The organism is Amorphus orientalis, from assembly GCF_030814015.1.
In the GTDB taxonomy this organism is placed as follows: domain Bacteria; phylum Pseudomonadota; class Alphaproteobacteria; order Rhizobiales; family Amorphaceae; genus Amorphus; species Amorphus orientalis.
In genome coordinates this window covers 369,889-384,393 of sequence record NZ_JAUSUL010000002.1, presented here as the reverse complement: position 1 = coordinate 384,393, position 14,505 = coordinate 369,889, and the positions used below count along the sequence as shown (strand labels likewise).

Genomic DNA, 14,505 nt, shown 5'->3' with positions numbered 1-14,505 from the left:
CGCGCCGTCTTCACAGCGACGGACCCCCGGATCGCACGTAAAAATTGCAGGCCCCGCCGCTCGGCGCCGGAACGCTGGCGTCGCTCACTCAATCGATGTCAGGCAGAAGATGGTCTGGACCCATGACCGCGACGGGTGTTGCAGCCGCATCAGGCAGCCAGCGACAGGGCCGGACACGCGCCGGCGGACGCTGCTTGGTCAGGAATCGAGATCGCCGAGACCGTGGCGGCGCAGCTTGGCGTAGAAGCTCTGCCGGCTCAGTCCCAGCATCTGGGCCGCCGAGGCACGGTTGTCGTGGGTCAGCTGCAGCGAGGCCTCGATGCACAGCCGCTCGATCACGTCGGTGGCTTCGCGAACCAGATCCTTGAGCGGAACGCGGCCGACCAGTTCGGTGAGCTGGTCCACCGAGCGCGGCAGCCCGGTCGGCATGTCGCCGGTCGTCTTGGCGGCGCGGGTGACGCGCCTGACGATGAACCCGAGACACGGCGCCTCGCCCTTGGGCACCGAGACCGCGGTGATCTCGACGTCCTCGTCGAGCCCGTATTCGCTGTGAATGAAGGTGGCGAAGTTGCGAACCGTGCCGTGCTCGCGCAGGCTCGCCGACAGCGAGCTGGTGTCGATCGACCCGCGGCCGAGCCAGCGCTCCAGGCTCTGTCCCTTCACCTGATCTTCCGTGGCGAACTGGACGATGTCGAGAAACGACTCGTTGCAGGTCAGCACGTTCATGTCGAGGTCGGTGACCACGAATCCGTCGGGCAGATGCCGCATCACGGCCTGCAGGCTCTCGCTCGTCCCATTGTCGCCGGACCGATCGACCTCTTCCGGCAAAGCGAGGCGGACCAGGAAGTGCGCCGTCTCGTCGCGACGGAACAGCGATGCGGACACCATGCAGGGGGCCGACTGCTCCCTCAGGCAGGCCGCCACCGAAGGCGCCTCGCCCGTGGTCTGGAGGGCGGCGAACAGGCGATCGATCGACCGGGCGCTCTCGCTATCGAAGAACTCCGTGAAGCGTCGCCCGTTGGTCCGCTCCGCCGTTCGGTCGAGCACACGCAACGCCGCCGGATTAGCGTCCTGAACCTTGCCGGTGGCCGCGTTGACCACCAGAACCGGTTCGGATGCGAGTCGAAACAGAAGTCGGTACCTCATTTCCGCCTGCCTAAGTCGGGCGTACTCCCGCTCCATCGATTGCTGCGTTTCGACCACCTGCTGCTGCAGGACAGTAAAATCACGCATTTCTTTCCCGACGACTAAGATCCGGTCGTCGGAACCGAGACGCTGTGCAAGATAGTTCACCGGGATGCTCACACCATCCCTGGCAGGATGATTGACCTGGCGCCACCGGATCGCGCCCCCGTTGGATGCGGCGGCGATCATCTCTTCGACCTTCGGCCGGCTCTCGATGGTGACCGTATCGATCCAGCGCCGGTCGGTCGTCTCGTCAAGCCCCTCGGACAACAGGTCTCCGTTGCCAACCGCCACGTCGCGAATGACACCGTCGCCGTCGACGACCAGAACCACGTCCGCAGTCGTCGCGATAAGCGCGCCGAAGGACGTCGCATCCAAATTCCGGAACGTCTCCTCCGGAAACTTGAAATGCGCCCGCCGATCGAGCGAGTCCGAAGTGTCCATTGCAACTCCAGAACATGCAACTCCGAGCCATTCGCGCTGGAGTGGGTTCCAAGAAGGGCCCCTCCCTAGCATCGCCCCTCTGCAGCAACAACGATATTCTCAGCTGCAGAAACCGCTTGGCGTGCCTCGAGCGCAATCGCATCGGCTCCGACCACTGCCACCCAATCCGGGTGGTCGACGAAAACTCTCCCCCCAACCATGATGCCGACATTCCGGTTGCACGATTCACGCCGGATTGTCCGGATCGCCCCGGACAGCGTCCCCAGGAGATTGTCGGCGCTGATCGACAGACCGATCACCGAGAACCATTCCCGCCGGATCAGCGCGTTGAGCTCGTCGCTCGACAGGGCGGGTCCCCCGCACACGTCCCAGCCGGCGCGCCGCAGGAACATCTCCACCAGGAAGATCCCGAGCGTGTGCTGCTCGCCCGGCATCGCCAAGAGCAGGGCCCGCCGCGCCCCGCCGGGCGTATCCGCACACTCCGCCTCAAACGCGCCCGCATGGGTGCGCACGACCTGCTGCAGCTTGGCGAGCCCGAGGGTCACGTCGGTGAAGCTGCAGAGATCCGCCTTCCACATTTCTCCGAGAAGCTTGGCGGCCGGAGAAACGAGCTCGAGGAACACCGCTTCGAGCGACACGCCCTCTTCGAGCAGCCCGTCGACGAAAGCGATGCAGATCGCCGTGTCATGGGTCAGCACCAGCCGGGTCAGCTCGGTGACGTCCTTCGCCGTGGGCTCGGCCCGAACCGGACCGTCCGCTTTCGTGGCGCCTGTCGCGCTCGACCATTGCGTGTCCGGACTTTCCCGGTGAGCCAGCATCAGCCTCGGAATGACTTCCGATTGAATCGCGCGCTCGAGCGTCGAGGAGCGGTCAGGCGGCCCGGTCACGGTGTCGTGAGGACCGCCACAGGTGTCAAAGCAACCAGCCACGTCAAAGCCCGTGAACAGGTCGAGCAAATCGGCGTCGTCCAGCGACACCCCATGCCGAATACGATCTCCCATATTGCCCCTCCCGTTCAGGCAACTGGAGAGAAGGATGGTATTCGCCCCTAAACCACTCTCATTGTTGAGAATTTATTTGGCTTTCGGGTGCTTTCGACGGCACACCCCTCTCATTTTCATGGGCCGACGTCGTCAAGGCTAGATCGAAACCGATAGTTGTGGAAGCGGTATAATTAAAAAAAGTCGCTCATTGTAAGTTTTGCATTACGTCAATCTACCTTGACACTCCCGAACCTCAACCGTACGCTCGTCCCAATCCAGACCATCGGAAAGATGGCGGGACGGAAGCGGCAGGGGATCGGGAGATGCAACGGCGCGGACTGAATTCCGGGAACGGCAGCCTCCTTTACTCCGACGAGGAGAGACGGCGCCGCGACGCTTCGCCCTGGACCCTGGTTCAGGGGATCCTGGCCCCGCTCCAGTTCCTGGTGTTCCTGGTCAGTCTCGCCCTGGTCCTGCGCTACGTGGCCACCGGCGACGGATATGCCCTGGCCACGGCCTCGGTGGTGGTCAAGACAATCGTCCTCTACGCGATCATGATCACCGGCTCCGTCTGGGAGAAGGAAGTCTTCGGGCGCTACCTGTTCGCCCCCGCCTTCTTCTGGGAAGACGTCTTTTCCATGCTGGTGCTGGCGCTCCACACGGCCTACCTGGTCGCGCTCGCCGTCGGGATCGGCAGCCCGCTGGAGCTTATGGCGCTCGCGCTGGCCGCCTACGCCACCTACGTCGTCAATGCGGGCCAGTTCGTTCTCAAGCTGCGCGCCGCCCGGCGGGAGTCGGCAATGGGCGCGCCCCTGCCGGCAGCGGGGGTGGTCGAATGAGCCCCGCCGCGACCGCACCCGACCTCACGATCGCCGATCACGCCACCGACACCGCGCCGGCGCCGCGTCCGGTCCTGCGCGAGCGCGGCCAGCGCGAGGTGTTCTGCGGCCTTACGTCCATCGTCTGGCTGCATCGCAAGATCCAGGACGCCTTCTTCCTGGTCGTCGGGTCGCGCACCTGCGCCCATCTTCTCCAGTCCGCCGCCGGCGTGATGATCTTCGCCGAACCGCGCTTTGCCACCGCCATCATCGAGGAGCGCGATCTGGCGGGCATGGCCGATGCCCACGACGAGCTCGAGCGCGTGGTGACGCAGCTTCTGAGCCACCGACCGGACGTGAAGCTGCTCTTCCTGGTCGGCTCCTGCCCGTCGGAGGTGATCAAGCTCGACCTGCCCCGCATGGCCCAGAAGCTGTCGGGAACGTTCTCTCCGAAGGTCCGCATTCTAGCCTATTCCGGCAGCGGCATCGAAACCACCTTCACCCAGGGCGAGGACGCCTGTCTGGCCGCGCTGGTCCCCGAACTTCCGGCCGAGCCCGAAGACGCCGCGCCGTCGCTGCTGGTTGTCGGAGCACTCGCCGAAATCGTCGAGGACCAGTTCCGCCGGCTGTTCGATGGCCTCGGCATCGGCCCGGTGCGGTTCCTGCCGGCCCGCCAGGCGACCGAACTGCCCCCGGTCGGACCGTCCACCCACGTGCTTCTGGCCCAGCCCTTCCTCGGCGACACGCTCCGGGCGCTCGAAAACCGCGGCGCCCGCCGTCTGTCGGCACCGTTCCCGCTGGGGGCGGAAGGCACCGACGCCTGGTTCGCCGCCGCCGCCCGGGAATGGGGCGTCCCGGAGCGCCGCTTCGAGGCCGTGATCCGTCCGGCCAGGGACCGGGCCCGCGCCGCCCTCGACCGTCACCGCAGCGAACTGCGCGGCAAGCGCGTCTTCTTCTTCCCCGACTCCCAGCTCGAAGTGCCGCTCGCCCGCTTCCTCGCCCGCGAGCTGGACACCGAGCTGATCGAGGTCGGCACCCCCTATCTGCACGGCAAGATCCTCGATGCCGAGCTGGAGATGATGCCGTCCGGGCCCCTCCTCAGCGAGGGCCAGGACGTGGAGCGGCAACTCGACCGCTGCCGGCAGGCGGCACCGGACCTGGTGGTCTGCGGCCTGGGGCTGGCCAACCCGCTCGAAGCCGAAGGCATCGCGACCAAGTGGTCGATCGAACTGGTGTTCTCGCCGATCCAGGGCTTCGAACAGGCCAGCGATCTCGCCGGGCTGTTTTCCCGTCCCTTCGTTCGTCGCACGCGGCTGGAGGTCTAGCGCCATGCAGCTCACCGTGTGGACATATGAAGGGCCGCCCCATGTGGGCGCCATGCGCATCGCCACCGCGATGAAGGGCGTGCACTACGTCCTGCACGCGCCTCAGGGCGACACCTACGCCGATCTTCTGTTCACGATGATCGAGCGGCTGCCCGACCGGCCGCCGGTGACCTACACCACCTTCCAGGCCCGCGATCTGGGCTCCGACACCGCCGACCTTTTTCGGGTCGCCGCGCGCGAGGCCTACGAGCGCTTCCGGCCCGAGGTGATGATCGTCGGCGCGTCGTGCACCGCCGAGCTGCTCCAGGACGATCCCGGCGGTCTGGCGAAGGCGCTCGACCTGCCCATTCCCGTGGTACCGCTGGAGCTGCCCTCCTACCAGAAGAAGGAGAACTGGGGCGCCTCGGAGACCTTCTACCGGCTCACCCGCGCCACGTGCGAGCGCTCCGGCGCCTCCGGTCCGCCTCCGCGCGACGGGCGTCGGCCGCGCTGCAACCTGCTCGGGCCGACGGCCCTCGGTTTCCGTCACCGGGATGACGTCCGGGAGATCACGACGCTTCTCGCCGGGATCGGCGTCGACGTCCACGTCGTCGCCCCGCTCGGCGCCACCCCAAGCGATCTCGCCCGCCTCGGCGAGGCGAATTTCAACGTGGTCCTCTATCCCGAGATCGCCGCGACGACGGCGCGCTGGCTGGAACGGACCTTCGGCCAGAAAAGCACGACCACGGTTCCGATCGGCATCGGCGCGACCCGCCGCTTCCTGGCGGAGGTGGCCGAGCTCGCCGGGCTCGACCCGGCCGCGCTGCCGGATCAGACGGCGTCGCGGCTGCCCTGGTACGCGCGCTCCGTCGATTCCACCTACCTGACCGGCAAGCGCGCCTTCGTCTTCGGCGACGCGACCCATGCGCTCGCCGCCGCCGACATCGCCGACCACGAACTCGGCTTCGAGGTCGTCGGGCTCGGCACCTACAGCCGCGAGTTCGCCCGCGAGGTCCGCGCCGCCGCCCAGGCACGCGGCTTCGAGGCCCTGATCACCGACGACTATCTCGAGGTCGAGGCGCGGATCGCGGAGCTGCAGCCCGAGATCGTGCTCGGCAGCCAGATGGAGCGCCACATCGCCAAGCGCTTCGGCCTGCCCTGCGCCGTCATTTCCGGCCCCACCCACGTGGAGGACTACCCGGCGCGCTACGCCCCGCAGATGGGCTGGGAAGGCGCGAACGTCATTTTCGACACCTGGGTTCACCCGCTGACCATGGGCCTGGAGGAGCACCTCCTGGCGATGTTCCGCGAGGACCGGGAATTCAGCGACGAGGCCGGCCCGTCACATTTGGGCGCGCACGCCGCCGCGCATCCGACGCCGGCTGCGTCCGGCGAGCCGGTCGACGGCAGCCCGCTCTGGGCCGACGAGGCCGAACACGAACTCCGCAAGATCCCCTTCTTCGTGCGCGGGAAGGCGCGCCGCAACACCGAGAGCTTCGCCGCCGCGCGCGGGATGACAACGATAACAGTCGAGACCCTGTACGATGCCAAAGCCCATTACGGCCGCTGATCGGCACTCGACCCAAGTTCCCGTCCGGGTGGTGATCGTCACGCTGGACAGCCACCTGGCGAGCGCCGTCGAGCGGGCGCGCCTCACCCTGCAGCGCGACCTCCCCGGCCTCACGATCGATTTCCACACCACGTCCGACTGGACCGAGGATCCCGGCGCCCTCGCCCGCTGCGAGGCCGACATCGCCGCCGGCGACATCATCATCGTGACGATGCTCTTCCTCGACGAGCACGTGCGGGCGATCTCGCCCGCTCTCGCCGCCCGGCGCGACCAGTGCGACGCGATGCTGTGCTGCTTCTCCGCGGCCGAGGTGATGAAGCTCACCCGGGTCGGCCGCTTCTCCATGTCCGAACAGGCGCGCGGCGCGTTCGCGATGCTGAAGCGCCTGCGCGGCGGCAAGTCCGGCAGCGCCCGCGGCCACGGCCAGATGAAGATGCTGCGCCGCCTGCCGCGCCTGCTCCGCTTCATCCCCGGCACAGCCCAGGACGCGCGCGCCTATTTCCTCACGCTGCAGTACTGGCTGGCCGGGTCCGAGGACAACATCGTCGCCATGATCCGCTACCTGGTCGACCGCTACGCCGCAGGCGAGCGGGAGGCGCTGCGCGGCAAGGTGCCGGCTCAGGCGCCGGCGGACTATCCGGAGGTCGGCCTCTACCATCCGCGCCTCAAGGGCCGCATCACCGAACGGCTGGAGGACCTGCCCCGGGTCAAGGGCGCGCGCGGCACTGTCGGGCTGCTGATCATGCGGTCCTACGTGCTCGCCGGAAACACCGCCCACTACGATGCCGTGATCGCCGCCCTGGAAGCGCGCGGCCTGCGCGTGATCCCGAGCTTCGCCGCCGGCCTCGATTCCCGTCCGTCCGTGGAGACATACTTCATGCGCGACGGGAAGACCGGGATCGACGCGCTGGTCTCCCTCACCGGCTTCTCGCTGGTCGGCGGACCTGCCTACAACGACAGTGAAGCCGCCGAAGCGATGCTCGCCCGGCTCGACGTGCCCTACGTTGCCGCCCATGCGGTGGAATTCCAGACGCTGGAGACCTGGGAACAGTCCGAGTTCGGTCTGACCCCCGTCGAGGCGACCATGATGGTCGCCATCCCCGAGATCGACGGCGCCACCGGCCCGATCCTGTTCGGCGGCCGGTCGGAGGCGGCGTCGGCTGCCACCCCGCGTGACATGCACGGCCACGACGAACGGATCGGCCGGCTCGCCGACCGGGTCGCGCGCCTGATCGCGCTGCGCCAGGCGCCGGTCGCGGAACGGCGCGTCGCCGTCGTCCTGTTCGGCTTCCCGCCGAATGCCGGCGCGACCGGGACGGCCGCCTATCTCGCCGTCTACGAGTCGCTCTTCAACACCCTGACCGCGATGCAGGCCGCCGGCTACCGGGTCGACCTGCCCGACAGCGTCGACGACCTGCGCGAGCGCATCCTGGGCGGCAACGCCACGACCTACGGCACCGACGCCAACGTCCACGCCCACATCGACGCCGACGATCATGTCCGCCACGAGCCGCACCTGGCGGAGATCGAGGCCCAGTGGGGACCGGCTCCGGGCCGACAGCTCAGCGACGGCCGCTCGATCCTCGTCCTCGGCGCCCAGTTCGGAAACGTCTTCGTCGGCGTCCAGCCGGGCTTCGGCTACGAAGGCGATCCGATGCGGCTCCTGTTCGAGCGCGGTTTCGCGCCGACCCACGCCTTCGCCGCCTTCTACCGCTATCTCCGCGAGACCTACGCCGCCGACGCGGTGCTGCACTTCGGTACCCACGGCGCGCTGGAATTCATGCCGGGCAAGCAGGTCAGCCTGTCGGCCGACTGCTGGCCGGACCGGCTGATCGGCGACGTGCCCAATTTCTATCTCTACGCCGCCAACAACCCGTCGGAGGGGACGATCGCCAAGCGCCGCGCCGCCGCGACGCTGGTCAGCTACCTGACTCCGCCGCTGACGACGGCCGGCCTCTATCGCGGGCTGGTGGATCTGAAGGCCACGCTGGAACACTGGCGGACCGATACGGCCCTCGGCCAGCCCGAGCGCGAGGACCTTGCCCAGCTGATCCAGGCCCAGGCGGCGACCCTCGACCTTGCGGAGACGGAGCCGGCCTGGACGGCCGCCAGCGAAGCGGAGATCGGGGCGCTGTGGACCGCGATCCTGGAGCTCGAATACTCGCTGATCCCGCACGGCCTGCACGTGGTCGGCAAGGCGCCGACGGCGGAGGAGCGCGCCGACCTCCTGATGGCGGCGGCCGAGGCATCTCATGGGCTCACCCCCGAGCGGTCCGCGATCGAGGCGCTCGTTGAAGGCCACGCCGTCGACACAGTGCTGGCGAAGGACGCCGGCGATGCCGAACGCACCGCCTACGCCGATCTGGCGCGGATGGACCGGCTTCTGGCCGAGGACCACGAACTCAAGGGCCTGCTTCACGCCCTCAATGCGCGCTTCGTCCGTCCGGCCCCCAGCGGCGACCTGATCCGGTCGCCCGACATCCTGCCCACCGGCCGCAACAGCCACGGCTTCGACCCGTTCCGGATCCCGAGCCCGTTCGCGGTGGAAGACGGCGCCCGCCAGGCCGACCGGCTGATCGCGCGTCACCGCCGCGACGGAAACGGCCTGCCGGAATCGATCGCCATCGTGCTTTGGGGCACCGACAACCTGAAGACCGAAGGCGGCCCGATCGCCCAGGTCCTCTCGCTGGTCGGTGCGAAGCCGCGCTTCGACGGTTACGGCCGGCTGTGCGGCGCGGAACTCGTCCCGCTGGAGACCCTCGGCCGGCCCCGGATCGACGTGGTGATGACGCTGTCCGGCATCTTCCGCGACCTCCTGCCGATGCAGACCCGGCTGCTCGCCGAGGCGTGCTTCCTCGCCGCCGACGCCGACGAGCCGCTTGAGGAAAACTTCGTCCGCAAGCACGCCCTCGCCTATCAGGAAAAGCACGGCTGCGACCTGGAGACGGCCGCGCTTCGGGTGTTCTCCAACGCCGACGGCGCCTACGGCTCCAACGTCAACATGATGATCGACACCGGTTCGTGGGAGGACGAGGACCAGCTCGCGGAGACCTATTCGGCCCGCAAGTCCTTCGCCTATGGCCGCGACGGCCGGCCGGCGCGCCAGTCGGACCTCCTCGCCTCGATGCTCGCCGACGTCCAGCTCTCCTACCAGAACCTGGAGTCCGTCGAGCTCGGCGTCACCACGGTCGACCACTATTTCGACAGCCTCGGCGGCATGAGCCGGGCCATCACCCGCTCCCGCGGCGAAAGCGTCCCGGTCTATGTCGGCGACCAGACCCGCGGCGACGGTCAGGTGCGCACGCTCGCCGAACAGGTGGCGCTGGAGACCCGCACCCGCATGCTCAACCCGAAATGGTACGAGGGCATGCTGACCCACGGCTACGAGGGCGTCCGCCAGATCGAAGCCCACGTCACCAACACCGTCGGCTGGTCGGCGACCACCGGCCAGGTGGCGCCCTGGATCTACGAACAGATCACCCGGACCTACGTCCTCGACGAGGCCATGCGCGAACGGCTCGCGGCCCTCAATCCGAAGGCCTCGGCCCGGGTCGCCAACCGGCTGCTCGAAGCCCACGCCCGACAGTACTGGACCCCCGACGACACCGTCCTCGAAGCGCTGCGCGACGCCGGCGAAGAGCTGGAAGACCGGCTTGAGGGATTGCACGAAGGAGTGGCCGCATGACGATCGTTTTCGACCGGACCCGCCTCGAAAAGGGGATCCGTCCGCCCGACGGCGACGGCAGCGTCCAGGTCCGTCTCGACCCGACCATGGAAATCGAGACCGCCAAGGTCTTCGCCGTCTACGGCAAGGGCGGCATCGGCAAGTCGACCACCTCGTCGAACCTGTCCGTCGCCTTCTCCAAGCTCGGCAAGCGGGTGCTGCAGATCGGCTGCGACCCGAAGCACGATTCCACCTTCACCCTGACCAAGCGGCTCGTGCCGACCGTCATCGACGTCCTGGAATCCGTCGACTTCCACTCCGAGGAGCTGCGCGTCGAGGACTTCGTCTACGAAGGCTACAACGGCGTCATGTGCGTCGAGGCCGGCGGTCCGCCCGCCGGCACCGGCTGCGGCGGCTACGTGGTCGGCCAGACCGTGAAGCTCCTCAAGGAGCATCACCTCCTGGAAGACACCGACGTGGTGATCTTCGACGTGCTCGGCGACGTGGTCTGCGGCGGCTTCGCCTCGCCGCTCCAGCATGCCGAGCGCGCGGTGATCGTCACCGCCAACGACTTCGATTCCATCTTCGCCATGAACCGGATCATCGCCGCCATCATGGCCAAGGCGAAGAATTACGACGTGCGCGTCGGCGGCGTGATCGCCAACCGCAGCGCCGGCACCGACGAGATCGACCGCTTCAACGAAGCCGTCGGCCTGGAGCGCCTCGCCCATTTCCCGGACCTCGACGAGATCCGCCGCAGCCGGCTGAAGAAATCGACGCTGTTCGAGATGGACCCGACGCCGGCGCTGGAGGCCGTACAGGCGGAGTATCTGCGGCTCGCCGCAAGCCTGTGGGCCGGCACCAAGGCCCTCGACGCCAAGCCGATGCGGGACCGCGACATCTTCGACTTCCTGGGGTTCGACTGATGGCAACCGACGCCTACACCACCCGCCGCGGCGAGCTTGAGACCTATTTCGACCGGACCGCGGCCGATGCCTGGGCGCGGCTGACCTCCGACGCGCCGGTCAGCCGCATCCGCGCCACCGTCCGGGCCGGGCGTGACCGGATGCGGGCCACGCTGCTGTCCTGGCTGCCCGACGATCTCGCCGGGCACCGGCTGCTCGACGCCGGTTGCGGCACCGGCGCGCTGTCGCTCGAGGCCGCCCGCCGCGGCGCCGACATGGTCGCCGTCGACCTCTCCCCGACGCTGATCGCGCTCGCCCGGGACCGCACCGCGGACACCGGAGCCGGCCGCATCGACTACCGGGTCGGCGACATGCTCGATCCCGCGTTCGGCCGCTTCGACCACGTCGTGGCGATGGATTCCCTCATCCACTACCAGGCGGCCGACGTCGTCCGGATGCTGGCCGCGTTCGCCGAGCGGGCGGACCGGTCCATCCTCGTCACCTTCGCGCCGAGCACGCCGCTTCTGGCGACGATGCACGCGGTCGGGCGGATGATGCCGTCGGGCAACCGCGCCCCGAAGATCGTCCCGATCTGGGAGACGGAGCTTCGTCGGCGGATCGAACGGACGTCGCGTCTTGGCGGCTGGGAGATCGGCCGGACCTGCCGGATCTCGAGCGGCTTCTACACCTCTCAGGCGCTGGAGCTCGTGCGTCGATGAGAGGGATCAACCAGATACTGGCCCGCGGCTGGCAGAATGTGGGACATCGGTTCCTGCCTTTCGCCGACGCCGCGACCACCGAATTGCCTCTGGGACGGCTGCTCCGCCTGTCCCTGTTCCAGGTCTCGGTGGGCATGGCTCTGGTTCTTCTCAACGGTACGCTCAACCGCGTCATGATCCTGGAGCTCGGCGTCCCGGCCTGGCTGGTCGCCGGCATGGTCGCGCTTCCCCTGGTCTTCGCGCCGGCGCGCGCCCTGATCGGCTTCAAGTCGGACACCCACCGTTCCCTGCTCGGCTGGCGCCGGGTCCCCTACATCTGGATGGGCACGCTCCTGCAGTTCGGCGGCTTCGCCATCATGCCGTTCGCGCTGCTGCTGCTGTCCGGCGACGGCAACGGCCCGGTTGTGTTCGGCCAGATCGGGGCCGCCCTCGCCTTCCTGCTGGTCGGTGCCGGACTCCACACCGTCCAGACCGCCGGCCTGGCGCTCGCCACCGACATCGCGCCGGAGGCCTCGCGGCCGCGGGTCGTCTCTCTCCTCTACGTGATGCTGCTCGTCGGCATGGTCGCCAGCGCGCTCGTGTTCGGCCAGCTTCTGGAAGAATTCAGCGCGCTCCGCCTGATCCAGGTGATCCAGGCCGCGGCCGTCGTCACCATAGTCGTCAACGTGGTCGCCCTGTGGAAGCAGGAAGCCCGCAACCCGGCCGCGACCGCGCCGGGCCGGCCCCGGCCGACCTTCGCCCAGGCCTGGCGCGCCTTCGCGGCCGGCGGCAACCCGAGCCGGCTTCTGATCTCCGTCGGCCTCGGCACCGCGGCCTTCTCCATGCAGGACATCCTGCTGGAGCCCTATGGCGGCGAGATTCTCAACCTTTCCGTCTCCGCGACCACCCAGCTCACCGCCCTTCTTGCCGGAGGCACCCTGATCGGCTTCGCCGTCGCCGCGCGCCAGCTCGGCTCGGGCGCCGATCCGCACCGGCTGGCCGCCTACGGCGTGCTCGCCGGGGTGGTCGCGTTCACCTGCGTGGTGATGGCCGGAGCCGTCGGTTCCGCCAGCGCCTTCCGGGCCGGAACCGCGCTGATCGGCTTCGGCACGGGCCTGTTTTCCGTCGGCACGCTCACGGCTGCGATGGGACTCGCCGAAAACGGCGCGAGCGGGCTTGCGCTCGGCGCGTGGGGCGCGGTCCAGGCAACGGCTGCCGGCGTCGGCATCGCGGTCGGCGGCGCGCTCCGCGACGTCGTCGGCGAGCTGGCCGCGTCCGGCGCACTGGGCCCCGCCCTGACCGGCCCGGCCACCGGCTACAACACCGTCTACTCAATCGAAATCGTCCTGCTCTTCGCGACCCTGGCCGCGATCGGACCTCTGGTGCGCCATGCACGCAATGCGCCCCCACGTCCGGCCACGTCCTTCGGGCTCGCGGAGTTTCCGGGATAGTCGCAGCGAAAAAGGGGAGGCCCATCATGCCAACCGGCGCCATTACGGGTCACATAGACGTTGCTCAGGTCGTGCTCTACGCGTTCTGGATCTTTTTCGCGGGCCTGATCCTGTACCTCCGCCGCGAGGACAAGCGGGAAGGCTACCCGATGGAGACCGACCGTCCCCGCGGCCGGCCGAGCACCACCGGGTTCGTCGGCTTTCCGACCATGCCCGCCCCCAAGCGCTTCACCCTCGCCCACGGCGACCCGGTGATGGCGCCGAGCGGCAAGGTCGACACCCGCACCCTCAACGCGGTGCCGGCGGGCCGCTATCCCGGCGCACCGCTGATGCCGGAAGGCGATCCGATGCGGGCCGAGATCGGTCCGGGCGCCTACGCCATGCGGGCCGACGTGCCCGACATGACGCTCGAGGGCGAGCCGAAGATCGTGCCGCTGCGCGAGGCCACCGACTTCTATCTGGAGCCTCGCGATCCCGATCCCCGCGGCATGGCGGTGGTCGGTGCGGACGGCAAGGTCGCCGGCACCGTCACCGACGCCTGGGTCGACAAGTCGGAGTACATCCTGCGCTATCTCGAGGTGGAACTGCCCGGCGGCGAGACGCCCCGTCACGTGCTCCTGCCGGTGAACTTCACCACCACCAGCCGCAGTCGCCGGCAGGTCCGGGTGAACGCCATCCTGGCGTCCCAGTTCGCCGACGTTCCCGCCCTCGCCAACCCGACCCAGGTCACCTTCCTCGAGGAAGAGCGGATCTGCGCCTACTACGGGGCCGGCACGCTCTATGCGACGCGTGCCCGCCAGGAGCCGCTGCTGTGAGCGCGCGGGTCCGCCAGGGGATCGCCGGCCTGCCCGGGCCGCTCCCGGAGGGCGAGAAGCTCTTGTGGCAGGGCATCCCGCAATGGTGGCCGCTGGCCCGCCAGGCCTTCCACGTGCGCAAGGTCGCGGCCTATTTCGGCCTGCTCATGATCTGGACGGTGGCCGTGGATCTCTCCGACGGCATCGGCACGGCAGCCGCGGTCGGCCATGCCGCCTGGCTGATGCTTCCGGCCGCCGCTGCCTGCGGGCTCCTGTGCGTGCTCGCCTGGCTCTACAGCCGCTCGTCCGTCTACACCGTGACCAACGCGCGGGTCTGCATCCGCTATGGCATTGCGCTCCCGATGACCCTGAACCTTCCGTTCTCGATGATCGACGGGGCCGGTCTGAAACGGCACGCCGACGGCACCGGCGACATTCCGCTGACCCTCGCCGCCAACCAGCGCCTCGCCTATCTGGCGCTGTGGCCGATGGCTCGGCCCTGGCGGCTGAAGCGGGCGGAGCCGATGATCCGCGCCATCGCCGATCCGGACCGGGTTGCCGCCATCCTCGCCGATGCCCTCGCCGCGCACGCCGGCGTGCCGGCGCGTCAGCGCACCGCCGAAGCGGCAGCGTCCCCGGCTCCGCGCGCCCGCAGCGGCGCCGCCGTCGCGGCAACGAGCTGAGGGAGG

11 protein-coding genes are annotated in these 14,505 nt (G+C 68.8%); 9 read left to right on the top strand and 2 right to left on the bottom strand.

Translation table 11 applies throughout. The features are described 5' to 3' along the window. Positions 1-198: 198 nt before the first annotated feature. Both ppsR and J2S73_RS09590 read right to left on the bottom strand, forming a co-directional pair. Positions 199-1,629 carry a transcriptional regulator PpsR gene (ppsR, locus tag J2S73_RS09595; protein ID WP_306885297.1) on the bottom strand — a complete coding sequence of 477 codons (1,431 nt, stop codon included), beginning with the start codon at positions 1,627-1,629 and terminating at the stop codon, positions 199-201. A gap of 65 nt (positions 1,630-1,694) precedes the next feature. Then, complete coding sequence (locus J2S73_RS09590) at positions 1,695-2,606, bottom strand: cobalamin B12-binding domain-containing protein (protein ID WP_306885296.1); 912 nt, start codon at positions 2,604-2,606, stop codon at positions 1,695-1,697. 329 nt (positions 2,607-2,935) lie between these two features. Between J2S73_RS09590 and bchF the strand changes: the two genes are divergently transcribed. The 9 genes from bchF to puhB are packed head-to-tail and all read left to right on the top strand — an operon-like array spanning position 2,936 to position 14,499. Next, positions 2,936-3,451, top strand: a complete 516-nt coding sequence (bchF, locus tag J2S73_RS09585) for a 2-vinyl bacteriochlorophyllide hydratase (protein ID WP_306885295.1) — start codon at positions 2,936-2,938, stop codon at positions 3,449-3,451. Next, entirely contained in the window at positions 3,448-4,755 is a 1,308-nt protein-coding gene (locus J2S73_RS09580; protein ID WP_306885294.1) for a ferredoxin:protochlorophyllide reductase (ATP-dependent) subunit N, read from the top strand. Before bchF ends, J2S73_RS09580 begins: the two co-directional genes overlap by 4 nt. Positions 4,756-4,759: 4 nt before the next feature. Continuing rightward, a complete protein-coding gene (gene bchB / locus J2S73_RS09575) occupies positions 4,760-6,304 on the top strand; it encodes a ferredoxin:protochlorophyllide reductase (ATP-dependent) subunit B (protein WP_306885293.1) in 1,545 nt (514 codons plus the stop codon). Continuing rightward, positions 6,279-9,989 (top strand): magnesium chelatase subunit H, encoded by a 3,711-nt coding sequence (locus J2S73_RS09570; protein WP_306885292.1) that lies wholly within the window; start codon positions 6,279-6,281, stop codon positions 9,987-9,989. The genes bchB and J2S73_RS09570 overlap by 26 nt, the downstream gene beginning before the upstream one ends. Next, positions 9,986-10,894, top strand: a complete 909-nt coding sequence (bchL, locus tag J2S73_RS09565) for a ferredoxin:protochlorophyllide reductase (ATP-dependent) iron-sulfur ATP-binding protein (protein ID WP_306885291.1) — start codon at positions 9,986-9,988, stop codon at positions 10,892-10,894. Before J2S73_RS09570 ends, bchL begins: the two co-directional genes overlap by 4 nt. Beyond that, positions 10,894-11,592 carry a magnesium protoporphyrin IX methyltransferase gene (gene bchM / locus J2S73_RS09560; RefSeq protein WP_306885290.1) on the top strand — a complete coding sequence of 233 codons (699 nt, stop codon included), beginning with the start codon at positions 10,894-10,896 and terminating at the stop codon, positions 11,590-11,592. Before bchL ends, bchM begins: the two co-directional genes overlap by 1 nt. Next, the gene (locus J2S73_RS09555; RefSeq protein ID WP_306885289.1) at positions 11,589-13,022 is read left to right on the top strand and encodes a BCD family MFS transporter; all 1,434 of its coding nucleotides are present in this window, start codon (positions 11,589-11,591) and stop codon (positions 13,020-13,022) included. The genes bchM and J2S73_RS09555 overlap by 4 nt, the downstream gene beginning before the upstream one ends. Positions 13,023-13,048: 26 nt before the next feature. Next, positions 13,049-13,837, top strand: a complete 789-nt coding sequence (puhA, locus tag J2S73_RS09550; protein WP_306885288.1) for a photosynthetic reaction center subunit H — start codon at positions 13,049-13,051, stop codon at positions 13,835-13,837. Beyond that, complete coding sequence (gene puhB / locus J2S73_RS09545; RefSeq protein ID WP_306885287.1) at positions 13,834-14,499, top strand: photosynthetic complex putative assembly protein PuhB; 666 nt, start codon at positions 13,834-13,836, stop codon at positions 14,497-14,499. Before puhA ends, puhB begins: the two co-directional genes overlap by 4 nt. The last annotated feature ends 6 nt before the right edge of the window (positions 14,500-14,505 follow it).